The sequence below is a fragment of the Nonomuraea wenchangensis genome (assembly GCF_900111685.1).
Lineage (GTDB): Bacteria > Actinomycetota > Actinomycetes > Streptosporangiales > Streptosporangiaceae > Nonomuraea > Nonomuraea wenchangensis.
Genome location: NZ_FOHX01000017.1, coordinates 203,512 through 228,049 on the forward strand (window position 1 = coordinate 203,512; position 24,538 = coordinate 228,049).

A 24,538-nucleotide genomic window follows, 5' to 3' on the forward strand; every position below is an offset into this window, starting at 1 on the left:
TACGCACCGATCGGCGCGTGCACCGGGGTGTAGCGCAGCTTGGCAGCGCGCTTCGTTCGGGACGAAGAGGTCGTGGGTTCAAATCCCGCCACCCCGACACATTGCCACAGACAGACCGCTTCCGAAGATCGGAAGCGGTCTTTCTCGTCTCTCCAGTGACCGGCTGCGTGACCACGCGAGCCGAGCAGGCCGGCCGGCTCCTGTGCGACCATCGGCGGGTGCGACCTGTGGGTGAGACTTCCCGGCCGTCTGCTCTGAGGCGGGTGTTGCTCGTGGTGGCCATCGTCGCCACGCTTTTCCTCCTGGTGTACGCCGCCGCGATGGCCCCCCGGTGGATCAACGATCACCGCCTGGCGAGCCTCGCGGATCGAGCCCGGGAGCATCCGTTGCCACCGAGCACGACGTTCCTCTCATGGGAACCTCAGGGGCCCGTGACCGGGGACTCCGGCGACTGCTGGGCCGACTTCGCCTTCAGGCTCCGCACCGATCGCCCAGCCGAGGAGATCAAGCGGTACTACGAGGCGGCCCCCTTCATGCGGACCGACGCGCACTTCTCGGAGCTGAGCGTCATCGCCTGGCAGGTGTCGAGCGACCAGGTGTCGGTCGCCGTCAGCACGATTTCCTCCGGCATCGGGGACCCACGCTGCTGGTGAAGGCTCCTCAGGTCCCTGAACAAGGGCTCTGAACTGCGGTGATATGCATTCGAATATCGGTCTTCCATCAATATCAGTATTGGACAGTAACGATGTCCTGTGATGGCCTCTGCGCATGAAGAAGACGATCCCGCAGGTCCTACGCTCCGGGCTCGGCGCCGCCGTGCTCGTCTCGCTCACTCTCTGCGGCGCCCCCGCGTACGGTGCCACCACCCACGGCGCCATGGTCGCGGCGGCCCATGAGGTCAGGCCGGGTACCGTCGTACGCGATGATCTGCGCGCGGTGTTCGACACGGCGAAGGTGCGAGGCACGTTCGCGTTGCTGGACGTGTCGTCCAAGAAGGTGACCGTGGTGGACCGCCGGCGCGCCGAGAAGCCGATGGTGCCCGCCTCCAGTTTCAAGGTCCCGCACGCGCTGGTCGCTCTGGAGACCGGCGTGGTCAAGAGCCCCGACGAGGTGATCCCCTGGGACGGCACGCCGCAGCCGTTCCCCGAGTGGGAGCAGGACATGAGCATGCGGGAGGCCGTCCGTGTGTCCAACGCGGCGGCGTTCCAGGTGATCGCCCGCCGCATCGGCCTCCAGCGCGAACGGCAGTGGCTGCACCGGCTGCACTACGGCAACCGGCAGACCGGGACGGTGGTGGACCGGTTCTGGCTGGACGGCCCGCTGAAGATCTCGGCGGTGGAACAGACCAGGTTCATGGAACGGCTGGCCGCCCTGCGCCTGCCCGCCTCGCGTGAGCACCAGCGCACCGTCCACGACCTGATCAAGCAGGAGGAGAAGGACGGGTACGCGCTGTACGCCAAGTCAGGCTGGCAGAACGCCCCCGGCCCCGGCACGGGCTGGTGGACCGGGTGGGTCGAACGCGGCGGACGCGTGTACACGTTCGCGCTGAACATGGACATCGCCAAGGACGGCGACGCCGCCAAGCGCGCCACCCTCGCGCGTGAGCTGCTGCACCGGCTGAACGTGCTGCCCACGGCGTGACCAAGCCCCTCCCCGACCACGGCGACCGTCACACGGTCGTCGTGGTCGTCGCCATCCAGGCCGCCATCTCCCTGGGCTACTTCGCGGCGATGGCGCATGTCGTCCTCCACCTCAAGGTCGATCTGGGGCTGGCCGCCGGGCTGATCGGCCTGGTGCTGGCGCTGCGCAATCTCGTGCAGCACACGCTGTCGCTGCCGGTCGGCGCGCTGGTGGACGTGCTCGGCCCGGTGCGGATAGGCGTACTGGCGTGCCTGCTGCGCGCGGCCGGGTTCGCGCTGCTGGGCACCGTGTCCTCGCTGCCCTGGCTGGTCGTCGCGGCTGTGCTGCTGGGCACGGGCGGGGCGCTGTTCCATCCGGCGGCGCAGTCGCTGCTGGCCGGGCTCGCCGAACGGCGGAGGGCGCGCGGGTACGCGGCATACACGGTGACGTTGCAGATCGCGGCGGTGCTCGGCCCGGCGCTCGGGCTGGCGCTGTTGAACGTCGGCTACTGGCTGGTGGGGCTCACCGCGGCCGCGCTGTGGCTCGGTGCGGCCTTCCTGTTCGCACTGCTACGGCACGGCCCGCCCGTCCGGGCCGTGAGCGGGGTGGTCTCCGGGGTGCGGACGGTGCTGCGGGACCGGGTCTTCCTGGGGTTCGCGGTCGTGTCGACGCCCGCGATGCTGGTGACGGACCAGGCGTCGGTGGTGGTGCCGCTCAGCGGCGTGGACGCGGGAGCGGTGACCGTGTTCGTCTGTGTGCTCGCCATGGTGTCGGCCATGGTCCAGCCGTGGTGCGCGGTGCCGGGCCGCGCCGACCGGCCCGGCGTGCTGCGCGCTGGGCTGCTGTTCGCCGCCGCCGGCCATCTGCTGCTCGCTGTCGGCGCGGGCGGCGCGCTGACGGGCCTCGTGTTGGTGGCCGCGCTGCACGGGCTCGCCGACGGACTGCTGCAACCGGCGGTGTTCCAGACGATCGCCCGGCTCGCTCCGCCGACGCGTTTCGGGGCATACCTGGGCGTACAGACGTTCCTCTCGGGGCTGTTCGCGTTCGCCGGCGGCATCGCCGTGGGCTGGTCGTTCGACCGGGGGCCGGGCGGGGCGACGGCGGCGCTGGTCGTCCTGGCGTTGATCGCCTGCGCCGCGGCGGCCTGCGCCCGCCCACACCCCGGACAGGCGATCGATGCCCGGGACGCGGCGCAGGCGCGTCTCCCGTGACCGCGCCGGTCCTTCGATCAGTTTGTACGGGTGCGCGCCACCTCCGCGGCCACGGCGCGGAAGGCGGTGAATGCCTCGTCCAGGTCGATCTGGCCGCCAGGTGTTGAGATGACCGACTTGACGATGACCACGTCATGCTTCGGCGAGACGTAGATGTGCTGGCCACCGAACCCGGCCGCCATGTAGTCCTTCTCGCCGCCGCCGCCCAGCCACCAGTGCAGGCCGTACCGTTCGTTGAAGGAGGCGGACGGCTTGGTCGAGCGCCGCACCCAGGAAGCGGGAACGACCTGCTTGCCGTGCGCCTTGCCGCCCCGCAGGTAGAGCAGGCCGAAGCGGGCGAAATCACGGTCGGTGGCATGGAAGCAGCAGTAGCCGAGGTTGTCGCCGGAGGAGTCGTTGCCGATCAGGACGGACGACTCCATCCCCGCCGGCTTCCAGATCTTCTCCTGGACGTACCGGTGGTAAGGCATGCCCGTCGTCTGCCCGATGAGCCGGGCGAGCACGAAGGAGTTGACGCTGGTGTACTCGAACCTGCTGCCCGGTTTCCAGCCGCGCTTCTGCCGCGCCGCGAAATTCTTCAGCGGCCGCCCGCGCTGCGCGAGGGCCTGCAGCTGCGGCGCTCCCTTGGTCTCCTCCCACTCGATGCCCGAGGACATGCGCAGCAGGTTCCTGATGCTCACGCCGTCGAAACCGGAGCCCTTCAACTCGGGCAGATACCGGGTCACCGGGTCGTCGATCGAGCGGATGTGCCCCTCGCCCAGGGCTATGCCGATCGCCGCCGAGGTGAAGGACTTCGCCATCGACCAGGACTGGAACCGCATGTCACGGTTGGCGCCGACGTAGCGTTCGAGGACGATGTCCTGGCCGTCCAGGACGACGAAGCCGTTGGTCCTGGTGGCCGTGAGGAAGTCGTCGAGCGTACGTTCCTCTCCCTTGTGGGTGTAGGTCACCGCGAGCTTTCTCGGTGCGCTGCGCAACACGACCGGGTTGTCCGACGGGCGTACCTGGTCGGCGCCGATCAGGTACGCCGACGCCGTCTCCACGCTGACCTGGGCGGCGGAGGCCGGTTCAAGGGCGCTCAAGGGGAGCACGGCGGTGGCCACCGCCAGGGCGGCGGCCGCCAGTCTCCCTGTGTGTCTCGGTCGGCGGCGAGCGGTGCTGGGGTGGGACACGTTCCCTCCTGTGAACGGTCGCGGGCCACGTGCCCGCGTGTCGCCACGAGAGGCTGGCGTATCTTCTTGGCATATTTCTGGGAACGGAGCCGAGTCGTCTCCGTCAGCCCCGGGACACCGCCAGCCAGGCACCGCGATGCGCCCTCCCCCCAGGCTCTTGCTCGCCTCCCGCCGCTGGTAGGCGTACCACGAAGCGCGTGCCAGGTCCGTCCTCAGGATCCGTCACCTCGACCTCGCCCCCGTGCAGCCTCGCCTGCTGCCGTACCAGCGTGAGCCCGAGTCCGGAGCCCGAGCCGGCCGCCCCACGGTGGAACCGGTCGAAGACCTTCTCCCGTTCGGTGACCGCGATCCCCCTCCCACGATCCCGTACGGACAGCGCCACGACGGTTCTCTCGGTCGTCAGCGTCAGCGTGATCTCGACCTGCCCTGCCTCGTCCGCCCCGTGAATCGCCGCGTTGTCGAGCAGGTTGTCCACGATCACGCGCAGTCCTTCCTCCCAGCCTCGCACCCGTGCCGGGACCGACTCCGCCAGGATGATCGTCACTCCCGGATGGCGCCGGCGCGCGTCGTCGACCGCGTCCGCGACGACGTCGGCCAGATCGATGTCGGTGAACGTCGTGGTGTCTGCGAGCTCGCCACGGGCGAGCCCGCGCAGCAGAGTGATCAGCCGTTGCAGGCGCAGGTGCTCCCCCTCCAGGTCGGCGATGATCCCGGCCTGGTCGTTCGGCTCCAGGCCAGGATGACGCAGCAGGCCGAGGTTGGTGCCCATGCTGGTCAGTGGTGTCCGCAGCTCGTGCGCCACGGTCGCGGCGAAGGCACGGGCGATCTCCAGCGCCTCTCCGGTACGGCTGACGGCCTCGTCGCGCCGGGCCAGCGACTCGTTGAGCAGGGCGGCCAGTTCGTCGATCTCGGTGACCCGGGAGGCGGTGCCCAGCCGCACCGTTCCTGGCGCCGACCGGCCGAGCTCGCGGGCCTGCCGTCGCAGCACCACCAGGGGATGCACCGCGAACCGCCCGAGCACGAGCCCTGCTCCGACCCCGGCCAGCGCCGCGATCAGCGTCACGCCGCCCAGACGGCGCCGGAGCAGCGCGATCTGCCGCTCAAGGAGCTGTTCCGGCTCGAACACCCAGACCCGGGCGAGGCTACCGGCAGGGCCGAGATCCGCGGCGACGTACCGCCACCGGCGCTCCCCCTCCGTGTAGCCGCCGGGGCCGTCCACGGTGGGGGCGGGCCGGCAGCGCGGCGTGTCCCCGATGACGAGCGCCTCGGTGCCGGACACGTCCACCACCACTCCACCCGGGTCGTCGGCGCCCAGCGCGGCACCGGTCAGTCGCTGGGCGAGAAAGTCCGGGCGCGTCCACGGTCTGAGCTGATGGGTCCAGGCGTACGTCTTGGCCATCGGGGTCAGCGCGCTGAGCCGTGCCTCCAGTCTCCGGTCGCGTTCGGCACGCAGATCGGCGCTCACCAGGCCCAGCACCAGCACCCCCGCGAGCAGCACCAGCAGCGGCACGACCGCCGCCAGGCACACCACGAACCGGGTGGACAGCCTCACGCGGGGTCGTCCCGCAGCACGAAGCCGACCCCGCGTACGGTGTGCACCATCCGCGGTTCGCCCTCCGCCTCCAGCTTGCGCCGCAGATACCCGACGAAGGTGTCCACGGCGTTGTCGGTCACCTCGAAGTCGTAGCCCCACACCCGCTCCAGCAGCACCTGCCGGGTCAGGACGATTCCGGCGTTGAGCGCGAGCACCTCCAGCAGCTCGAACTCGCGCCGGGTCAGCTCGACCCGCCGCCCGTTCATGGTCACGCGCCGGGTGGCGGGATCGACGGACAACGGCCCTACGCGTACCGTCTCGTCGCCGGCCGCCACGCGGCCCGTACGCCGCAGCAGGGCCCGTAACCGCAGCGCCAGTTCCCTGAGGTCATAGGGCTTGACCACGTAGTCGTCGGCGCCCGCCGCCAAGCCGGCCACGCGGTCGGCGACCTCGTCCAGCGCGGAGAGCATGAGCACGGGCACCTCCGCCCTCCGCTGCCGTAGCCGCGCGCACACCTCGATGCCGGACATCCCGGGCATCGACACATCCAGCACGATCGCGTCCGGCGACTCGCTCTCCGCGATCTCCAGCGCCGTCGGCCCGGACCCGGCCGTCCGGACGTCGAAGCCTTCCAGGCGAAGCCCTCGCCGCAGCGAGCGCAGGATCGCGGGATCGTCGTCAACCGCGAGAATGCGATACTCCCCCATCGACGTCTCCCCGTGCGTCATCGATTCGGCCATGTAGGCCGTCATACGCTGCCCCCGGAGACTCCGGCCCACGGCCGAGCCGGCGCCGGTGAGGCCGCCGCCCCGTAGCCCCCACCGAGGTACCCAGCAGCGGGCACGGCTCGATCGTAACCCCGTACACCGGTATGCGGCGGGGATCGGTGTTGCGTTTCGTCCTATTGGTCCGCGGGGCGGTAGCCGTCCGGGAGGCCGTTCTTGACGTATCTGGTCTTGCCGGTCGCCAGGTCGAGGAAGAAGTCCGTGCGCTCCTCCTCGCCGGCGTCCCGATGGATCTGGAACGGGCCCTTGCTCGACCAGCCGACGCCCTCTTCGATCGGGTCACCGTCGGGGAGCCGGGGGCGCACGCGGTGGATCCGCTCTCGGGTGGTGAGGTCGTAGGTCTCGACGAGGCTTCCATAATCGCTGATGACCACGAGCCGGCTGCCGTCCGGCTTGAGGAAGGCGGTGCGGGACTCCAGGAGCGCGCCGGGGATGGCGATGCTCAGAAGCTCCTTGCCGCGATGGTCATGGGCCACCAGGTGGGAGGCCGTCGTGGCCACCACCCCCGCCGAGTTGACTTCGAGCACTTTCAGCGCACCGGGAAGCACGATCTCGCTCCTTGACCTGGTGTCGATGACGCGGGTGCCGTTCTTGGCGAGGGCGACGTACCTGCCGCGCTCGCTGACGCTCACCTCGGGCACGTCCGTGTCGGCGAGCGGCCCGCTGAGGTCATACCGGTTCCCCGCGTGCTGGTGGACCAGGCGGCGCGAGGTCCGGTCCAGGTAGACGACGGATCGCCGATCGGGGCTCACCAGGAACGGCGCCGCCGTCGGCGCCCCGCCCTTCATGACGACGTACGGCGCGGCCTGCGGGAACGGCTCGCCGTCCACCCGCCAGTAGCGGCACGGATCGTCCATCTGGTCGATCCACGGACAGGTGGGCCGTTTGACCTCGCCGATCTTCTGGAAGGAGACCTGCTGCTCCGGGAACTGCCTGGGCTTCGCGTACTGCGGCAGTTCACCCGGTTGTGCCTGCCAGGGGGTGATGAGAACGCCGGCGAGCACGGTCGCACATCCCGCTAAATAACGGGTACGGACGGACCATCGGCGAATGACCGACTCCGTTTCGTCCGGTATTTCGGGCCCGGCGTTTCGCCCGGCACGCGATATCGCCGTCACCACCACGACCACGATGGCGGCATGGGCCAGCCGGGTCGGCGTGATTCCCCGCGCCGTCAGGAGATAGCAGGCTGTCATGGCGGAAACGCATACGGCGAGCATCCAGGCGCGGCGATAGACGGCATCAGGGGCCGGCGAGCGTACGGCACGGAATACCGGAACCGCGCACCAGCCCAGGACGAGATAGAACGGATCCGCGGTCAGGCCCGCCACGGGAGCCGCGAGGACGACGGTCACCAACCGCCACCGGCGCAGACCCGCGAAATGGTCGATGATTTGGCGGGCATTGTTCGCGGTGACCTCAAGGCCCGCCAGGGCGGCGAACCTGTCGAGACGCCCCGGGCTGAGCGGCACGGCCGCCGCGAGCACGGTGATCACCGCGGCCACCCAGGAAATCATCGGGGGTGTCGTCACAAGGCGCCACGATATATGGTTCCGTCTCGTGACTTCAGCGGACTTATGGCAGCAATTCGGCGTTGCCCCGCGGAGGCAATTGCCGCTCGCCGTGTCCAGTTGTCTCGTGCTGATATGCGGCGCGATGGGCTTGTGGTGGTCGGGGTCGATAAGGCCGGACGTCCGCTGGGAAATCAGTGATTTCCATCTCAGCGCCGGAGTGGACGACAATGGGGTGCTGTCGACCAATGTCTGGATCGAGCTTGAGAACGGGACGATCACCCCAATCACCATCACGGATATCTCGATGCCCATACCGGGCCTGCGCCTGCTCCCTCCCAAGGACACGGACGACGATCCCGCCGAGATCACCGTCGCGGGCAACGGGTTCAAGACGGTGATACGGCGGCTCGTCATCGCCGACTGCGCGGCGGTGCCGCACGAGCCGCAGCCGATCCGATTCACCTACCGGACCTGGCTGGGATCTGGTTCGTCGGAGGTGACTCTGGACCCCTGGCAGCTGACCGGGAGCGAAGGCCAGGTTCCCGTGGCCTGGCAACGCGGCCTGGCCGGTGTGGTGTGCAACAAGGCAGTGAGCGGCGAGTTCTGACGACCGCCCGATGAGAGAAGGGCACCGCGCGTGCGTCCCGTCACGAAGATCGCCACCGGGCTGGTCATCGCCTTCGGCGCGCTCCGGCTCAACGGCTTCGACCTGCTGTTCGACCCCGTCGGCTGGAGCCTGTGCGCCGCCGGGCTGCTGTCGTTGCAGCGACCGGGCGACGCCTTCGCCGTGGCCCGGGCATGGGCGGTCTGCATGGCCCCCGTCTCGCTGGTGGCCGTCCTCGCGGACGGTGTACGCACGGACGCGCCGATCAAGCACGTGGTCGGCATCGCCGTCACGGTCGGTGGCCTGATCACGGTCTGGCTGATCGTGGACGCGCTCGTGATCCGGATGCGCTCACGCGGCGACAGCTCCCAGGTCGCCCTGCTGGACGTGCTGCGTTGGGCGGTGGCCGGTCTGGGCGGGGTCGGCCTGCTGGCCAGGTACGGCTACGGAGAGCTGTCGCCCGTCCTGCTCGTCGGGTGGTTCGCCGCCCTCGTCGTCCTGATCGTCGTGCTCTATCGCTCGGCCGGCCGGCCGTATCTCTGCGCCACCCCGTAGGAAAAGCGATTGCCTCTGCGCCGGAGCTCAGGTTGGCTGGGGCAGCATGGCTCAACTGCGTACCGATCGCCTCATCCTGCGCCGATGGCGTGACTCCGACCTCGAACCGTGGGCGGCGATGAACGCTGATCCCGAGGTCCGGGAGCACTTGGGCGACCTGCTCACCCGCGAACAGAGCGATGCCTCCGTGTCGCGATTTCAGGCCGAGTTCGACCAGCGAGGCTACGGGTGGTGGGCGGTCGAGATCGAGGCCACGGGCGAGTTCATCGGCTTCGCGGGCCTGGACGAAGTGGACGCCCACATGCCGTTCACAGGGGTGGAGATCGGGTGGCGGCTCGCCCGCTCGGCCTGGGGCCATGGCTACGCCACCGAGGCTGCGATGGCGGTCCTCGCCCACGGCTTCGATGCTCTTGAGCTTCCTGAGATCCTCGCCGTCACCACGGCCACCAACCATCGTTCCCAGGCGGTGATGCGCCGGATCGGCATGACCCGGGACCCGGCTGACGACTTCGACGATCCCACCGAGCCGGAAGGGCCGCTGCGTCCGAACGTGCTGTACCGCATCGCCCGTGGGGCGAGGATCTGACGTTCTCCGCTGAGGTCGTGGGATCAGGGTGCTGCGGCGACCGGGAGTCCGCTCCACGGCCAGCGACCGCCGGTCGTCGAGTTCGTGGTCAGCCATCCACGCGCTGAGGGTTCTCCAGCCGGAAGGAGTTGCTTGGGCTGCCGTCGCTCCTGCACTCCTGGTAGATGAAGTTCAGGCCACGCTCGTCGAACGTGGCGAACCACTCCTCCCAGCTCACGTGCCGGAGCTGGCACCGCCGTATCCCGGGGAGTCGAAGCGCAGCACGCCCAAGTGATCGCCGTGCTCGGTCCCCTCGACGGTCGCCGGTTGCGCCTCTCGCTCCTCGGCCCACTGGTGATCGAGCAGGGCCGACGGGCGGCGGGAAGATGGCACGACGCGTAACGCCACCACCCCACGCGGCCGAAAGTGCCTCAACCCCGCATAACTTCGAGGAGCCTGCATGGGTCGTAGGTCAGTAACACGTACAGCAGCAGAGGAACTGGTGAAGCGGCGCTAAGCCGGCCCAGTGCTGGCGGCGATACGTCGGCGTATGGCGGCCAGTGCGCGATCCGCCCGCGAGAAATCGACACGCGAACTTTTGTGATCGTCTGTGCTGACCTTGGTTGTCACGGTGAAGCGGTCCCCTGGAACGATGAGAGTGAACCGTTCGGCGACGGTGTCCTTCTGCTGTGCGTCCACGAAGGCATAAGTGGGTTCGGCGTCCTCCGTCTTCTTCGCTCCCGGTGGAAGATCCAGTCGAACGGTGTTCACATTGACTGAGACGATGTCTCGATAGCGATATTCACTGGTCTGCTCCTCAGGCTCCCGTGCGCCAGTGATAGAATTCAATACTGTCCGGTAGGCCCCTAGCTTCTGATCCGCCATGCACACCACAAAGACGGTATAGCGTGATGCGATGTAACCGTCCCCCACTTTATGGTGCCTCACCAGCTTGGTCTTTGGAGGATTCGCGGGACCTACGATGACAAGCGGGTCGGTGATGCGGCCGGTGTTGTGTAGTTCCTCCATCACAATACCCAGCCGCGTGAGCGCTCGATCGACGATGACATTTACGTCGTGTTTCAGCCAGCGACTTATCTGATCCTCCGACGGAAGGTTCTCTTCATAGGTGCGCGACTCCTCCCGATAGTCTTCCATGGCGCGCCGGAAGAGGCGATTGCGCCGCCAGTTGAAGAACGAGGCTTTGACTGTCAAATAGCCACCGAGAGAAGCCAAGAAGACGCCAACCATACCGATGTACGGCACCGGCGACAGAAGGGACCACAAGGGACCGCCGTAAGATGACAGAAGTGTGATGGCGACCCAGAGGGTCACGCCTCCCCCCGCCAAAGGGAAAAACCCGTAGAGGGGGTTGAGCCGTGGTTCTCTCACCGGTGCGGCCGGTGCCGGCGTGAACAAGGTTCGCATACGATGTTCGCGCTCGACGCGTTCGTCATCACTGAGCGAAAGTACCGGAATGGGCACAGTCCCACCGGGCGTGACCCGTTCATCGAGAGCCTGCCACGTTGGTGATTCGCGAACCGAGATCGCCGTCACGATCCGCCGCGCCCACTCAAGACTCAGTCCTGCACTCGCCCTCTGAGCCTCGTCCGAAAAACTTCCCTCCCGAAGAAAGGCATGGTCGAGGTCTTCGTTGAAGATGGCCATGAGGACGGCGGCTGCCGCTGAGTCCGGATCGAGTTCGCAAGCTTTGGACAGCAGTGCGTATATTTCGTTCTGAATCCGATCCAGATGGGCGCGCGGACGTCTCCCTTGCAATTTCGCAAAGGCATACTCTGTTCGTACCTCGGCCATCTTGCTCCGAGAGGAGGCGGGCTCTCGCCTGAAGTAGTCCGCGTAGTGCTGGCAGCCCTGCCCCCACTGATGCTCCGCCAGGGCCCGGCGAGCCGCGTCGAGGTATTCCTCCGGCTTCCGGTCTCCCGCATAGAAGTTTTCTATGTTCTGCTGGTTCTCGACATGGGCGTGATTGTTGACGTGCATCTCGCTCGGGCCAGGGCCGGTGGTGTCCTTCTCGTCAGCGAGATCCGTCATGTCATCCGCCGATGATCGCCGATACTGCAGTGATCGCGCTGGCGACCTTGGCCACGTCATCGGCGGATGCCCCACCGATCGCCAGCAGATCGCGGAGCTTCTGCAGTGAGGCTTTGAGACGGTTGGTAGGTTTGCCGTCCGCCTCGTTCAAACTCTCCTCGACTTCAGCGACGACCTCCGCCCCTGCGGCCTCCGGGATGGCCCCGGCTGCAATCAGACGCCCGATCTGTGCGATTCCGGCTTGGATGTCAGCCTGAGGAAAAGAGATGTTGCGTTCGATGTTGGTTTGGTTGGTCACCGATCCGAAATTGTTGACCTGCACCTTGTCTCCGCTCCGTTCGGCTACGTCACTGCGCTACGTATGGGGAGGGCGATCACATCTCGTCTTGCCTGTGCATCGTTCGAAAGGGTAGGAGCGTTGCGGGCGCTGTCCACGTACAGGCATGCCGGGACTATCTTCCACGAAGCCGCCACGCTCTCGAGAGCGACCGTCGCTGGCTTGGTGATGTGCCCGAGTCGCACCGTTTGAAGAGGATGGCACAGCGAGGATGCAGGCTACAGATGTCCCCCGCGCGGTGGCGGCGGCCAGGTCGGTCGCCTCGTCGCTCGGGCTGACGGCCGACGACGCGATCGTTCTTCATAATTCGAACAAGCTCACCCTGCGGCTGCTGCCGTGTGACGTCGTGGCCCGGGTGGCGCCCGTGGCGCAGCAGGTCGCGCAGTTCGAGGTCGAGCTTGCCCAGAGGCTGGTCGAGTCCGGTTGTCCTGTGGCGGCTCTCGACCCTCGGGTGGAGCCGGGTGTTCATGAGCGTGACGGGTTCGTGGTCACGCTGTGGACCTACTACGAGCCTGCGTCGTCTCGGGAGATCTCTCCGGTCGAGTACGCCAAGGCGCTCGAACGGCTGCATGCGGGCATGCGTGAGCTCGATTTCCCTGCGCCGCACTTCATGGATCGGGTCGAGCAGGCTCAACGGCTTGTGGCGAGTCACGACCTCACGCCGGAACTTGCCGACGCGGATCGGGAGCTGCTCGGGGACACGTTGCGGAGCCTCAGACGAGTGATCGGTGAGCGGGGCGGAGCCGAGCAGCTTCTGCACGGCGAGCCGCATCCGGGCAACGTGCTCAGCACCGAGAACGGGTTGCTGTTCATCGATCTGGAGACGTGTTGCCGTGGGCCGGTCGAGTTCGACCTCGCTCATGCGCCGGAAGAGGTCGGCGAGCACTATGCGGGGGTGAGTCCGGACTTGCTGCGTGAGTGCCGGGCTCTCGTGCTCGCGATCATCGCGACCTGGCGGTGGGAGCTGGGCGATCAGCTTCCGGACGGGCGGCGGCTGGGCGCGGAGTGGCTCGACCAGATCCGGGCGCTGGGGTTCACCGCCGGCTGATCCAGGCGTGCAGGGGGACGTGGTCGGACCATGCGCTGCGGGCGTAGTCGAGGAAGCAGCGGCGTACGCGGCCGTCGCGGGCGAACAGGTAGTCGATCTTGCGTTTGCGGGTGACGTACGTCCAGCGGTTGCGGGGGTCGCACTCGTCGCGGCCCTTGTAGGCGATGGCGGCGGCACGTGGCACCAGGTTGAGGTCGCCGCCGACGACGTCCGCGCCGAGCTTCAGCAGCTCGCGGAGCTGGGTGTGCCGGTAGGGGGCGCCCTTCTGGCGGTCGTCGTTCCGCATGCCGGAGGAGAGGTGGGTGGTGCAGAACGCGCGGTCGGCCGTGCAGATCGCAAAGCGGCGGGGGCCCCACGGGGGTGAGGTGAGCGGGTGCACCTCGAAGCGAACGTCCGGGCCTGCTACGGCCAGGGTGACGCTCTGGGTTCCGCGTGGTCTGCCGGTTCGGTCGGGGTGGCATTGGTACGGGGAGCCGTCCGGGTGGGTGAGGGGGGCCGACTTGACGGTCCACGCCCGGCCGGTGCGGGCTTCCAGTTCGCGTTCGAGGTCGGCGTCCGCGCCCGTGCAGAACTCCTGGAGGAAGATCGCGTCCGTGTCGCTGGCCAGGACGGCGACGTGCCAGGCCAGGTCGGCGGTGGAGCGACCATAGAGCGGGCAGGCGCTGTTCGTGCCGGCGCAGACGTTCCAGGTCATCACGTGCAGTGCCGGCGCGGAGGTGGTCGGCGCAGACAGCATGGCGGCGATGAGGATATGTCCGATCATCGTGGCAAATTTCAGCACATGTGGCGCCGGTGTGCTTCAGGTCAGTTTTCAAGAAGCCGTACGCCCAGGTGCCTCCCTAGCATGGGAACCGCCCAACAAGCAGCACCACAGGAGGAACCGGCATGAGCGCCGCGAAGAACACCAAATCCACCGCCTTCGAGGGTTTCTCGGAGGAGGAGCGTGCCGCGATGAAGGACCACGCTCAGGAGCTGAAGAAGGCGGCGCGGCGTGGCTCCAAGCAGGTCGACCTGGAGCCGGACGTGCTCGCGAAGATCGCCGAGATGGAGGGGCCGGACCGGGAGCTGGCCGAGCGCATCCACGCCATCGTCAAGGCCAACGCCCCCGAGCTCACGCCGAGGCTCTGGTACGGGATGCCGGCGTACGCCAAGGACGGCAAGGTCCTCTGCTTCTTCCAGCCCGCGTTGAAGTTCAAGTCGCGCTACGCGACGCTCGGCTTCAACGACGTCGCGAACCTGGACGACGGCACCATGTGGCCGGCCGCGTACGCCCTCACCGACCTGGGCCCCGACGAGGAGGCGCGGATCGCCGCCCTCATGAAGAAGGCCGTGGCCGAGCCGGCGTGACCCGTTCTGTCTGCTGAAAGTTTCAGCGGGGCGGCGCAGGTGGGCGGGCTTTCCCGCACCGGCGCGTTGAGATCGGGCGGACGGCATGCCTACGGTGCTGACAGCGGTTTGCCCCGATCCGGTCAAGGAGTCCGTCATGCGGCGCGGTCGCGTCATCCCGGCTCTGGTCCTGGCCCTGCTCGCGTTCCTGGTCACCGCGCCCGAGGCGCGGGCGCAGGCGGCAGGCGGGTTCGACTTCGACCGGGCGGAGGTGGCGGCCACGGGGCTGCAGGTGCCGTGGGCGATCGCGTTCCTGCCGGACGGCAGCGCGCTCGTGTCGGAGCGGGGCACCGGGCGGATCATGCAGGTACGCCCCGGGCAGCCGGCCACGGCGGTCGCCACGATCAGCGGGGTGAGCGCGTCGGGCGAGAGCGGCCTGCTGGGGATCGCCGTCTCGCCGTCGTACGCGCAGGACGGCTGGGTGTACGCCTACTTCACCAGCACGGCCGGGGACAACCGGCTGGTCAGGCTGCGGCTCACCGCGCCCCAGACGCAGCCGGTGCTGCTGTCCGGCGTGCCGAGCGCGACGATCCATGACGGCGGGCGGCTGGCGTTCGGGCCGGACGGCATGCTGTACGTCTCCACCGGCGACGCCAACACGACCTCGAACGCCCAGAACCTCAACAGCCTGGCGGGCAAGATCCTGCGCCTGACGCCCGACGGCGGCGTCCCGGCCGGCAACCCGTTCCCCGGCTCGCCGGTCTACAGCTACGGTCACCGCAACGTGCAGGGCCTCGCGTGGGACGCGCAGGGCCGCATGTACGCCGCCGAGTTCGGCCAGAACACCTGGGACGAGATCAACCAGATCGTGGCGGGCGGCAACTACGGCTGGCCGACCTGCGAGGGCGTCTGCTCCGGCTCCTCCTTCCGCAACCCGATCGTCACCTGGACGACGGCGGAGGCGTCGCCGAGCGGCCTCGCGTACGCGAACGGCACGCTCTTCGCGGCGGCGCTGCGCGGGCAGCGGGTGTGGGCGGTGCCGCTCACCCCGAGCGGCACGGCGGGCACGCCGGTCCCCGAGCTGCAGGGCGCGTACGGACGGCTCCGGGCCGCCGCAGTGGGCCCGGACGGCTGGCTGTGGCTCTCGACCAGCAACCGGGACGGCCGTGGCACTCCGGTCGCCGCCGACGACCGGATCATCCGGGTTCCGCCGTCCGGCGTCGGCCAGCCGGAGACCTGCGCCGTGACCGCCACCACCCAGACCCAGTGGGGCAACGGCTACGTGATCCAGCCCGTGACGGTCACCAACACGAGCGCCACCGCGATCAACGGCTGGTCGGTCACGTTCACGCTGCCGCCCGGCCACGTCATCACCGGCTCGTGGAACGCCGTGCTGACGGTGAGCGGCCAGACCGTGACGGCGCGGAACGCCGCGCACAACGGCTCCCTGGCTCCGGGGCAGAGCACGACGTTCGGGTTCCAGGCGAGCCGGACCACCGGCGGCTCGCAGTTCCCGTCCGGCTACCGCTGCGCCTGACGGCTGCGGATTGCCAGAAGCTCCCCTTTTGCCCCACTCTGTTGCGAGTGACACCTGGACCGTTCCCGCCCGATCCGGAGGAACCGCCCGCGCTCACGCTCCGCGTGCTCGGCCCGCTCCAGGCCGAGGCGTACGGGCGGGCCGTGGACCTCGGACCGGCCAGGCAGCGGGCGGTGCTCGCGCGGCTGGCCGTGGCCGGCGGGCAGGTCGTGTCCACCGACCGGTTCATCGACGACCTGTGGCGGGGGCAGCCGCCGCCGAAGGCGCTGGCCGCGCTCCAGGTGTACGTCTCCAACCTGCGCCGCGTCCTGGAGCCCGACCGGCCGCCGCGCGCGCCGGCCCGGGTCGTCGTGAGCGCCCCGCCCGGCTACCGGCTGCGGCTGCCGGACGACGCCGTGGACGCCTGGCGGCTGCCCCGGATCGTCGAGGAGGCGGGGGCGGCGCTGCGTCAGGGGGCGGGGGCGGTCGCGTACGAGCTGCTGGACCGGGCGCTCGGGCTGTGGACGGGGGCGGCGTACGAGGAGTTCGCCGACGAGGAGTGGGCCGTGCCCGAGGTGGAGCGGCTGGCCGAGCTGCGGCTGCTCGCCGTGGAGCACCGGGCGGAGGCCGCGCTGCTGCTGGGCAGGCACGCGGAGGTCGTGGCGGAGCTGCGCGGGCACGTGGAGCGGCACCCGCTGCGGGAGAGCGGCGTACGGCTGCTGGCGCTGGCCTGCTACCGGGCGGGCGGGCAGGCGGAGGCGCTGACCGTGCTGCGGCGGGCCAGGGAGCGGCTGGCGGACGAGCTGGGCGTGGACCCCGGGCCGGAGCTGCGGGCCCTCGAACAGGACATACTCCAGCACGCCGACACGCTCAACGCGCCGGAGGTGCCCAGGTCGGCCTCCGCCCAGCCCCAGAAGGCGGCACCCGAAGAGCGGGAGGAGCCCGCGGCCCCCGTGCTCGTCGGCCGCGCCCGCGAGCTGGCGGTCCTGCGCGAGGAGGCCGCCCAGCCCACCCACCGCACCGTCTGGCTGGGCGGCGAGCCGGGCGCGGGCAAGAGCACGCTGGCCGAGGCGTTCGCGGTCGAGTTGGCCGGGCGCGGCTGGCGGGTGGCGTTCGGCCGCTGCCCGGAGACCGACGGCGGGGCCCCGCCCGCGTGGGCGTGGAGCGAGATCGTCCGTACGCTCGCCGAGGAGCTCCCGCCTGAGGACCCGGCCGGGCTGGCCCCGCTGCTGCACGACGGTGTCCCCATCCCCAACCAGTTCCTGCTCGCCAGGGCGGTCGCCGGCTACCTCGCCTCCTGCGCGCCCCTGCTGGTGGTGCTGGAGGACGTCCACCGCGCCGACGGCGAGACCCTGCACCTGCTGCGCCACCTGCCGCAGACCGCCCGGCTGCTGGTGGTGGCCACGTTCCGCCCGGCCGAGACCACCGAGGACCTGGGCACGACGCTGGCCGCGCTGGCGGCGGGCAGCCGGCACGTGGAGCTGTCAGGACTGGGCGAGGAAGCGGTCGCCGAGCTGCTGGAACGCCACACCGAACGGGCCCCGGACGCGGCGACCGTGCGCGCGGTGTGCGAGCGCACGCTGGGCAACCCGCTGTTCGTGTGCGAGATCGCCCGGCTGCTGGCCTCGGAGGGCCCGGGGGCCACGCGGGCGCTGCCGCCCGGCGTACGCGACCTGATCAGGCGCAGGATCGCCCGCCTGCCCGCCACGGCGCAGACCGTGCTGCGCAACGCCGCCGTGGTCGGCCGCGACGCGGACGTGGACGTGCTGGTCGCGCTGCAGGACGGCGACGAGGACACGGTGCTCGACGGCCTGGAGGCCGGGGTCATGACCGGCCTGTTATCCGAGCCGGGCCCGGGGCGGGTGCGGTTCACGCACGTCCTGGTGCGGGAGGTCCTGTACGAGGACACGGCGCGGATCCGGCGCACCCGCCTGCACGGGCGCGTGGTGGCCGCCCTGGAGCGGCTGCGGCCGGGCGAGGTGGCGGCGCTGGCGCACCACGCGCTGGAGGCCGGGGCGCCGGGCGCGGTCGGCCACGCGCGGGCGGCGGCGGCGCAGGCGTCGGGGTTGCACGCGCACCGGGAGGCGGCGGCGCTGTACCGGGCGGCGCTGCCGTACGCGGGCGACGACGACACCCGGCTGGAGCTGCTGTGCGGCCTGGTGTCGGCGCTCGGCCACGCGGGCGACGTGGCCGGGGCGGTCGAGGCGCGGGCGGAGGCGGTCCGGCTGTCGCCGGGGGTGCGCGCGCTGACCTCGTACGACGCCCCGGTGATCTGGACCATCCAACCCGACACCCGCTACGACGCGGAGTTCGTCGCGGCCGTGGAGCGGGAGCTGGCCGCTGGGCACGGGCCGGAGGCGCGCTGCCGGCTGCTCGCCGCGCTGGTCTTCGCCATGGAGGGCCACGACGACGAGCGGGTGGAGGCCGCCGGGGCCGAGGCGGTGGCGCTGGCCCGCGAGCTGGGCCGGCCCGACCTGCTGTGCCTGGCGCTCAACGCCCGCTATTTCTCGCTGCTCTCCCCCGAGCGGCGCGAGGAGCTGGCCGCGCTGGGCGGGGAGCTGCTGGAGCTGGGCCGGACGCACCGGCTGGTCGGTTACCTGACGCTGGCCCACTTCGCGCTGCTCATGGCCGCGCTCGGCAGGGGCGACCTGGAGGCGGCGGGCCGGCACGCCGACGCGGGCCTGGAGTCCTCCACGAGCGGCCAGCTCGGCCTGTCGCTGGTCGTGCTGTCGCTCTTCGGTGCGCTGCGCAGGCTCGTCGAGGGCGACTTCGACGCGGCCGAGGAGGCGTACACCACGATCACCGGGCAGATGGCCGAGCGCGGCGCGGTGAACGCCGAGGCCATGGGCATGCTCAGCCGGTTCGCGGTGCGTGTGGCGCGCGGCGACGTACGGGACTCGCTCCCTGAGCTGTCCGCCCTGTACGCGCGCCTGTCGAACCCCGGGACCCGCGAGCTGTACGCCCGCGCCCTGACCACGGTCGGCGAGCTTGACGCGGCCCGCCGGGTCTGGCGGCCCGGCGAGCGGCACTCGCGCGACTACTACTGGCTGCTGTGGGAGGCGATGCACGCGCAGACCGCGGTGGCGCTCGGGGACCGCGGGACGGCCGCGCGCTGCTACGACACCCTGCTGCCATGGGAGGACCGGGTGGCCGGGCTCAGCAGCGGCTCGGTCACGCTCGGGCCGGTCGCGCAGGTGCTGGGCGACCTGGCCCGGCTGCTGGAGCTGCCCGTGGCGGGCGCGCACTACGCGCGGGCGGCGGAGGTCGCCGAGCTGATCGGCTCGCCCCACTGGGTGGCGGCCGCCCGCGAAAGCCTCGAAGACGTCACAGGCTCCCGAAGATGAGCCGCTGGCGGCGGCGGTGCCCGCGGCTGAACACCGCGATCAGCGCCCCGAGCACCGGCCCCGCCGCCCTGCGCAGCTCGGCGAGCTCGTCAGGGCGCGCGTACTGGGCGATGCGCGGCAGGTCGAAGGCCGTGTCGCCGCCCTTGCGCACCTCGGTCTCGACCTTGTGCCAGTCGGCCTCGGAGACGTACTTCTCGATGATCGGGAACAGCAGCCGCTCCTCCTCCTCGATGTGCTCGTCGAGCAGGTCGGCGAGGATGCCGAGGGTCCTGGCCAGCCGCTTGGCGGCGGCCGGGTCCTGGCCGAGCCGCCCGGCCGCCTGGGTGATCTCGTCCAGCAGCGGGTCGAGCTGGGTGTGGTCGTCGGTGAGGTCCGTCAGGTCCACCTCGGCCCCGGCCGAGCGGACGATCACCGGCCAGAGCACGTCGTCCTCGGCCTTGTGGTGGTGGTGGATGCCGGCGCACAGTTTCGTGGCGAACGTGGCGATGGCCTTGAGCCGGGCGGCGTCGGCCCGCTCGTCGCCGGCGGCGATGCCGTCCATCGTGCGGGCCAGGCGGCGTGTGTCGCCGCGCATGGCCCGGTGGGTGATGCGGAATCCGATCGTGTTGGGCGCCATGGGGTCGCTCCTCTGCTAGGGGATGCCACCAGGGTGCGCCGCCGCTCTTGGGCCCTTCTTGGTGCCGACTTGGCGGCCGCTAGAGCGCCTTGGCGTAGCAGCGGGTCAGGGGCGCGTCGGCGTAGCTGCCGTAGGGCTCGGTCAGCGTGTACGCGCACCGCTCGTACAGCGCGATGGCCTCCGGCTGCCGCAGGCCGGTGGCTAGCCGCAGCCTCTGGTGCCCCAGGGAGAGAGCCAGCTCCTCCAGCGCGCCGAGCAGCGCCGTCGCGATCCCGCGACCCCGCCGGCCGGGAATGACGTACATGCGCTTGAGCTCCCCGGTCACCGCGTCGAGCTGCTGCACCGCCCCGCAGCCGACCGCCTGCCCGTCCACGACCGCCACCAGGAACCGGGCTCCCGGCTTCACCTGCGAGCGCCCTTGGGGTCCGTAGCGGGTCACCAGCTCGGCGTAGGCCGCGTCGAGCAACGTGCCCAGCTCCGCGTCGCCGAGCTCCCGTTCTTCGATCAACATGCCCGTCATCGTAAGGACGCGCGTTCAGAGGCCGAGCGCCTGGGCGGGGTCGGCGAGGATGCGCTGGATGACCAGCCCGGCTGCGCCGAGCACCGCCGCGTCCGCGCCGATCCCCGACACGACGAGCGGGGGCGGGGCGCCGCGCATCTGGCCGAGCCGGGCGCCGAGCCCGTCCTTCACGGGTGCGTCGAGCCAGGGGAAGAGCGGGGCGAAGACGCCGCCGAGCACGATCCTGCCGGGGTCCAGCAGGTGCACGGCGGAGGTGAGCGCCACCCCGAGCGCGTGTCCGGCCCGCGCGCACGCCTCCAGCGCCCGCGGCTCGCCCGCCTCCAGCCGCTCGACCAGGGCGGTCACCGACTCCAGGGGGCCGAGGAGCGCGTCCTGGCCGGCGTACACCTCCAGGCAGCCCCGCCCGCCGCACCGGCAGGCGGGCCCGTCGGGCACGACGACGACGTGGCCCAGCTCGCCGGCCAGCCCGTACGTCCCCCGGAACAGCGCACCGCCGACGACGAGGCCGGCGCCGATGCCGATCTCGCCGGAGACGTACAGGAAGTCGGCCTCCCGCGAGCCGAACCACAGCTCGCCGAGCGCCGCCAGGTTGGCCTCGTTGTCGATCGCGAGCGGCAGGTCGCCGGCGAGGTCGGCGACCCGTACGTCCCGCCAGCCGAGGTGCGGCGCGCTCCGCAGCACGCCGTCCTCCACGGTGCCGGGCACGGCCAGCGCGGCGCCCATGACGCGCAGCCCGCCGGCCTCGGCGGCCTCGATGGTCTCGCGGGCGAGGGCGCGCAGCAGGCCCAGGATCTCGGCGGGGTCGGAGTTGCGGTTGTCGGCGGGGCGGGTGCGGCGCAGCCGGACGGCGCGGGTCAGGTCGACGACGCAGGCGGCGAGGTAGTCGATGTTGACCTCCAGCCCCAGCGTGGCCACGCGCTGCCCGCTCAGGCTGACCGCGACGCCCGGCCGGCCGCGCTCGCCGCCGCGTACGGCTCCGCGCTCGCTGACCACGCCGGCCTCCAGCAGGTCGGCGACCAGGCTGGACACGGTGGTCTTGGTGAGCCCGGTCCGTTCGGCGAGGGCCGCGCGGGTATGGGGTCCGGTGCGGTGGATGGCGTCGAGCACTACGGCCAGGTTACGGGCGCGCATGGAATCATGCCGTACTCCTCTTGACGACACCCGGTCCACCTCCTCAGGATTATGTACAGATTATGGACTAAAGAACCGGAGCGCAGGAAAATGACCGGATTCACCCCGACCCCCGATGACCGCTTCACCTTCGGCCTCTGGACTGTCGGCTGGCAGGCGCGCGACCCGTTCGGCGACGCCTCCCGGGCCCCGCTCGACCCGGTCGAGAGCGTGCACAAGCTCCACGAGCTCGGCGCGTACGGCGTCACCTTCCACGACGACGACCTGCTCGCCGTCGAGCCCGACCGCGACAAGGCCATCGCCGCCTTCAAGAAGGCCCTGGACGAGACCGGCATGAAGGTCCCCATGGCCACCACCAACCTCTTCACGCACCCCGTCTTCAAGGACGGCGCGTTCACCAGCAACGACCGCGACGTACGCCGCTACGCCCTCCGCAAGGTCATGCGCAACGTCGACCTCGCCGCCTCGCTCGGCGCGAAGACGTACGTGTGCTGGGGCGGCCGCGAAGGCGCCGAGTCCGACGCCGCCAAGGACGTCAAGGCCGCGCTCGACCGCTACAAGGAGGGCCTGGACCTCCTCTGCCAGTACGTCATCGACAAGGGCTACGACATCCGCTTCGCCCTGGAGCCCAAGCCCAACGAGCCGCGCGGCGACATCCTGCTGCCCACGATCGGCCACGCCCTCGGCCTGATCGGCGAGCTGGAGCACCCCGAGATGGTCGGGCTCAACCCGGAGGTCGGCCACGAGCAGATGGCCGGGCTCAACTTCGTCCACGGCATCGCCCAGGCGCTCTGGCACGGCAAGCTCTTCCACATCGACCTCAACGGCCAGCACGGCCCCAAGTACGACCAGGACCTGATCTTCGGCCACGGCGACCTCAAGAGCGCGTTCTTCCTGGTCGACCTGCTGGAGAACGGCGGCTACGACGGCCCGCGCCACTTCGACTACAAGCCGCTGCGCACCGAGGACGCGCAGGACGTGTGGGACTCCGCCGCCGCCAACATGCGCACCTACCTCATCCTGCGCGAGAAGTCCCGCGCCTTCCGCGCCGACCCCGAGGTCCAGGAGGCCCTGGCCGCCTCCCGCGTGACCGAGCTGGCCCAGCCCACCCTGGCCGCCGGCGAGACCTGGCAGGACCTCGCGAAGGACGACTTCGACGTCGAGGAGGCCGCCGCCCGCGGCTTCCACTTCACCCGGCTCAACCAGCTCGCGCTCGAACACCTCATGGGAGTCCGCGGATGAGCACGCCGATCAGCGTCCAGCTCTACACCGTCAGGGATGCGCTGGCCGCCGATCGCGACGCCGTGCTGCGGCGGCTCGCCGGGATCGGCTACGCGGCGGTCGAGCCCTTCGACCCCACCGCCGACCCGGAGGGCTTCCGCAGGGTGGCCGACGACCTCGGGTTACGGGTGTCGGCCACGCACGCGTACGCGCTGCTCACCGAGGACACGACCGCCGTGCTCGACGCGATCGCCACGGTCGGCACCGACCTGGCGATCGTGCCGGGCGGCATCCCCCACGAGGAGTTCACCACCACCGACGGCCTGCGGCGCACCGCCGACCTGCTCAACGGCCTGGCCGAGCGGGCGGCCGGGCACGGCGTACGGATCGGCTACCACAACCACTGGTGGGAGATCGAGCCGCGGATCGACGGCCGGCACGCGCTGGAGGCGCTGGCCGACCTGCTCGCGCCCGAGGTGTTCCTGGAGATCGACACCTACTGGGCGGCGGTCGGCGGCGCCGACGTGCCCGCCCTGCTCGGCCGCCTCGCCGGGCGCGTGGTCGCGCTGCACGTGAAGGACGGCCCGGTCGTCAAGGGCGAGCCGCACACCGCCGTGGGGGCGGGCGCGATGCCCGTGCCCGCCGTGCTCGCCGCCGCGCCGGACGCCTGGCGCGTCGTCGAGCTCGACGAGTGCGCCGGCGACGTCTTCGCCGCGCTGGCCGACAGCCACGCCTACCTCACCTCACTGGAGGCCCGTTGACCGCAGGCCCCGTCGGCGTCGCCCTGGTCGGCGCCGGTGTCATCAGTGGCCAGTACCTCCGCAACCTCACCTCGTTCCCCGACGTGCGCGTGCTCGCCGTCGCCGACCTCGACGCCGGGCGGGCCGCCGCGGTCGCCCGCGAGCACGGCGTGCCCGTCTCCGGCTCGCTCGCCGACGTGCTCGCGCTGCCCGAGGTCGAGCTCGTCGTCAACCTCACCGTGCCGGCCGCGCACGCGGCCGTCGCGCTGGAGTCGCTGCGCGCCGGCAAGCACGTGTACGGCGAGAAGCCGTTCGCCATGGACCCGGCCGAGGGCGCCGCGATCCTCGCCGAGGCCGCCGCGCGCGGCCTGCGGGCGGGCGGCGCGCCCGACACCTTCTTAGGCGCCGGGCTGCAGTCCGCCCTGCACGCCCTGCGCTCCGGCCTGATCGGCGAGCCGGTCGCCGTCACGGCCGCCACGCAGAGCCTCGGCCCCGAGTCCTGGCACCCCAATCCCGAGTTCTTCTACCAGCCGGGCGGCGGCCCGCTGTTCGACCTGGGCCCCTACTACCTGACCGCCCTGGTGTCCCTGCTCGGCCCGGTTGCCCGGGTCGCGGCGAGCACCCGCAGGGCCCGCGCCGAGCGGGTCGTGGGCTCCGGCCCCAAGGCGGGCACCACATTCCCCGTGGACGTGCCCACCCATGTCAACGCCCTGCTGGACTTCCCCGGCACGGCGACGGCGGCGGCCACGTTCAGCTTCGACTCCCCCGTCAACCGCCGGGTGATCGAGATCATCGGCACGGAGGGCGCGCTCTCCCTGCCCGATCCCAACACCTTCGAGGGGCCGCTGCTGGCCCGTGGCGCGCACGACAAGGACTGGCGCGAGCTGCCGGTCTCGGGCACCACCACGAGCCGGGGCATCGGCGTCCTGGACCTGGCCAGGTCGCTGCGGGCGGGCACGCCGCACCGGGCCTCCGGCGAGCTGGCGTACCACGTGCTGGAACTCATGACCGCGATCGCCGAGGCGGGCGAGCGCGGTGAGTTCCGGCCGATCACCTCGACACTGACCGCGCCCGAGCCGCTGCCGGACGGCTGGGACCCGCACGCCGCGACCCTGGCGTGAGACCCG

At 70.7% G+C, this 24,538-nt stretch carries 25 protein-coding genes and 1 tRNA gene; 14 read left to right on the plus strand and 12 right to left on the minus strand.

What is annotated here, in order from left to right:
• The first annotated feature begins 23 nt into the window (after positions 1-23).
• From BMW85_RS37990 to BMW85_RS38005, 4 genes are all read left to right on the plus strand, one after another.
• Positions 24-97 (plus strand) — tRNA-Pro (locus tag BMW85_RS37990).
• Positions 98-263: 166 nt separating this feature from the next.
• Complete coding sequence (locus tag BMW85_RS37995; protein ID WP_091091508.1) at positions 264-653, plus strand: hypothetical protein; 390 nt, start codon at positions 264-266, stop codon at positions 651-653.
• Between the two features lie 115 nt (positions 654-768).
• On the plus strand, positions 769-1,641 hold the full coding sequence (blaOXA, locus tag BMW85_RS38000; RefSeq protein ID WP_091091509.1) for a class D beta-lactamase: 873 nt from the start codon (positions 769-771) through the stop codon (positions 1,639-1,641).
• Positions 1,638-2,831: an MFS transporter gene (locus BMW85_RS38005; protein WP_091091515.1), complete on the plus strand. Its 1,194-nt coding sequence runs from the start codon at positions 1,638-1,640 to the stop codon at positions 2,829-2,831. The genes blaOXA and BMW85_RS38005 overlap by 4 nt, the downstream gene beginning before the upstream one ends.
• A 17-nt stretch (positions 2,832-2,848) precedes the next feature.
• On the opposite strand, the gene BMW85_RS38010 is transcribed toward BMW85_RS38005, so the two are convergent.
• From BMW85_RS38010 to BMW85_RS48835, 4 genes are all read right to left on the minus strand, one after another.
• On the minus strand, positions 2,849-4,003 hold the full coding sequence (locus BMW85_RS38010) for a serine hydrolase domain-containing protein (RefSeq protein ID WP_245775293.1): 1,155 nt from the start codon (positions 4,001-4,003) through the stop codon (positions 2,849-2,851).
• Between the two features lie 103 nt (positions 4,004-4,106).
• A complete protein-coding gene (locus BMW85_RS38015) occupies positions 4,107-5,555 on the minus strand; it encodes a sensor histidine kinase (protein ID WP_091091518.1) in 1,449 nt (482 codons plus the stop codon).
• On the minus strand, positions 5,552-6,277 hold the full coding sequence (locus BMW85_RS38020) for a response regulator transcription factor (RefSeq protein ID WP_281249658.1): 726 nt from the start codon (positions 6,275-6,277) through the stop codon (positions 5,552-5,554). Before BMW85_RS38020 ends, BMW85_RS38015 begins: the two co-directional genes overlap by 4 nt.
• A 161-nt stretch (positions 6,278-6,438) precedes the next feature.
• Complete coding sequence (locus BMW85_RS48835; RefSeq protein WP_143082538.1) at positions 6,439-7,854, minus strand: hypothetical protein; 1,416 nt, start codon at positions 7,852-7,854, stop codon at positions 6,439-6,441.
• Between the two features lie 28 nt (positions 7,855-7,882).
• On the opposite strand from BMW85_RS48835, the gene BMW85_RS50590 reads away from it, so the two are divergent.
• The 3 genes from BMW85_RS50590 to BMW85_RS38040 are packed head-to-tail and all read left to right on the plus strand — an operon-like array spanning position 7,883 to position 9,581.
• Positions 7,883-8,443: a hypothetical protein gene (locus BMW85_RS50590; RefSeq protein ID WP_143082539.1), complete on the plus strand. Its 561-nt coding sequence runs from the start codon at positions 7,883-7,885 to the stop codon at positions 8,441-8,443.
• A gap of 30 nt (positions 8,444-8,473) precedes the next feature.
• Complete coding sequence (locus BMW85_RS38035) at positions 8,474-8,995, plus strand: hypothetical protein (RefSeq protein ID WP_091091524.1); 522 nt, start codon at positions 8,474-8,476, stop codon at positions 8,993-8,995.
• Between the two features lie 46 nt (positions 8,996-9,041).
• Positions 9,042-9,581, plus strand: a complete 540-nt coding sequence (locus BMW85_RS38040) for a GNAT family N-acetyltransferase (protein ID WP_091091528.1) — start codon at positions 9,042-9,044, stop codon at positions 9,579-9,581.
• Between the two features lie 88 nt (positions 9,582-9,669).
• Here the strand turns inward: BMW85_RS38040 and BMW85_RS52160 are convergent, their stop codons facing one another.
• The 4 genes from BMW85_RS52160 to BMW85_RS38055 form a co-directional block, all read right to left on the minus strand.
• Positions 9,670-9,798: a hypothetical protein gene (locus tag BMW85_RS52160; RefSeq protein ID WP_281249659.1), complete on the minus strand. Its 129-nt coding sequence runs from the start codon at positions 9,796-9,798 to the stop codon at positions 9,670-9,672.
• Positions 9,795-9,953: a hypothetical protein gene (locus BMW85_RS50595; protein WP_218156106.1), complete on the minus strand. Its 159-nt coding sequence runs from the start codon at positions 9,951-9,953 to the stop codon at positions 9,795-9,797. Before BMW85_RS50595 ends, BMW85_RS52160 begins: the two co-directional genes overlap by 4 nt.
• 120 nt (positions 9,954-10,073) lie before the next feature.
• Entirely contained in the window at positions 10,074-11,612 is a 1,539-nt protein-coding gene (locus BMW85_RS48840; RefSeq protein WP_143082540.1) for a hypothetical protein, read from the minus strand.
• A 1-nt stretch (position 11,613) separates the two neighbouring features.
• Positions 11,614-11,934 carry a hypothetical protein gene (locus BMW85_RS38055; RefSeq protein WP_091091532.1) on the minus strand — a complete coding sequence of 107 codons (321 nt, stop codon included), beginning with the start codon at positions 11,932-11,934 and terminating at the stop codon, positions 11,614-11,616.
• Positions 11,935-12,160: 226 nt separating this feature from the next.
• On the opposite strand from BMW85_RS38055, the gene BMW85_RS38060 reads away from it, so the two are divergent.
• A complete protein-coding gene (locus tag BMW85_RS38060) occupies positions 12,161-12,997 on the plus strand; it encodes a phosphotransferase enzyme family protein (RefSeq protein WP_091091535.1) in 837 nt (278 codons plus the stop codon).
• Here BMW85_RS38060 and BMW85_RS38065 read toward each other — a convergent pair.
• Positions 12,984-13,760 carry an endonuclease/exonuclease/phosphatase family protein gene (locus tag BMW85_RS38065; RefSeq protein ID WP_091091538.1) on the minus strand — a complete coding sequence of 259 codons (777 nt, stop codon included), beginning with the start codon at positions 13,758-13,760 and terminating at the stop codon, positions 12,984-12,986. The two genes, BMW85_RS38060 and BMW85_RS38065, sit on opposite strands and share 14 nt — an antisense overlap.
• A gap of 122 nt (positions 13,761-13,882) precedes the next feature.
• On the opposite strand from BMW85_RS38065, the gene BMW85_RS38070 reads away from it, so the two are divergent.
• The 3 genes from BMW85_RS38070 (at position 13,883) to BMW85_RS38080 (ending at position 19,183) form a co-directional block, all read left to right on the plus strand.
• A complete protein-coding gene (locus BMW85_RS38070; protein ID WP_091091539.1) occupies positions 13,883-14,344 on the plus strand; it encodes an iron chaperone in 462 nt (153 codons plus the stop codon).
• Positions 14,345-14,480: 136 nt separating this feature from the next.
• Entirely contained in the window at positions 14,481-15,860 is a 1,380-nt protein-coding gene (locus tag BMW85_RS38075; protein ID WP_091091541.1) for a PQQ-dependent sugar dehydrogenase, read from the plus strand.
• A 47-nt stretch (positions 15,861-15,907) separates the two neighbouring features.
• The gene (locus BMW85_RS38080; RefSeq protein WP_245775294.1) at positions 15,908-19,183 is read left to right on the plus strand and encodes an ATP-binding protein; all 3,276 of its coding nucleotides are present in this window, start codon (positions 15,908-15,910) and stop codon (positions 19,181-19,183) included.
• On the opposite strand, the gene BMW85_RS38085 is transcribed toward BMW85_RS38080, so the two are convergent.
• The 3 genes from BMW85_RS38085 to BMW85_RS38095 all read right to left on the minus strand — a co-directional run bounded on the left by BMW85_RS38085 (position 19,164) and on the right by BMW85_RS38095 (position 21,450).
• Complete coding sequence (locus tag BMW85_RS38085; protein WP_091091545.1) at positions 19,164-19,799, minus strand: hemerythrin domain-containing protein; 636 nt, start codon at positions 19,797-19,799, stop codon at positions 19,164-19,166. The two genes, BMW85_RS38080 and BMW85_RS38085, sit on opposite strands and share 20 nt — an antisense overlap.
• A 79-nt stretch (positions 19,800-19,878) precedes the next feature.
• Positions 19,879-20,310 (minus strand): GNAT family N-acetyltransferase, encoded by a 432-nt coding sequence (locus tag BMW85_RS38090; protein ID WP_091091547.1) that lies wholly within the window; start codon positions 20,308-20,310, stop codon positions 19,879-19,881.
• A 24-nt stretch (positions 20,311-20,334) separates the two neighbouring features.
• Positions 20,335-21,450, minus strand: a complete 1,116-nt coding sequence (locus BMW85_RS38095) for an ROK family transcriptional regulator (protein ID WP_177241089.1) — start codon at positions 21,448-21,450, stop codon at positions 20,335-20,337.
• A 90-nt stretch (positions 21,451-21,540) separates the two neighbouring features.
• On the opposite strand from BMW85_RS38095, the gene xylA reads away from it, so the two are divergent.
• The 3 genes from xylA to BMW85_RS38110 are packed head-to-tail and all read left to right on the plus strand — an operon-like array spanning position 21,541 to position 24,532.
• Entirely contained in the window at positions 21,541-22,692 is a 1,152-nt protein-coding gene (xylA, locus tag BMW85_RS38100; protein ID WP_091091550.1) for a xylose isomerase, read from the plus strand.
• On the plus strand, positions 22,689-23,432 hold the full coding sequence (locus BMW85_RS38105; RefSeq protein ID WP_091091552.1) for a sugar phosphate isomerase/epimerase family protein: 744 nt from the start codon (positions 22,689-22,691) through the stop codon (positions 23,430-23,432). The genes xylA and BMW85_RS38105 overlap by 4 nt, the downstream gene beginning before the upstream one ends.
• Positions 23,429-24,532, plus strand: coding sequence for a Gfo/Idh/MocA family protein (locus BMW85_RS38110; RefSeq protein ID WP_091091555.1), 1,104 nt, complete (start codon positions 23,429-23,431; stop codon positions 24,530-24,532). Before BMW85_RS38105 ends, BMW85_RS38110 begins: the two co-directional genes overlap by 4 nt.
• The last annotated feature ends 6 nt before the right edge of the window (positions 24,533-24,538 follow it).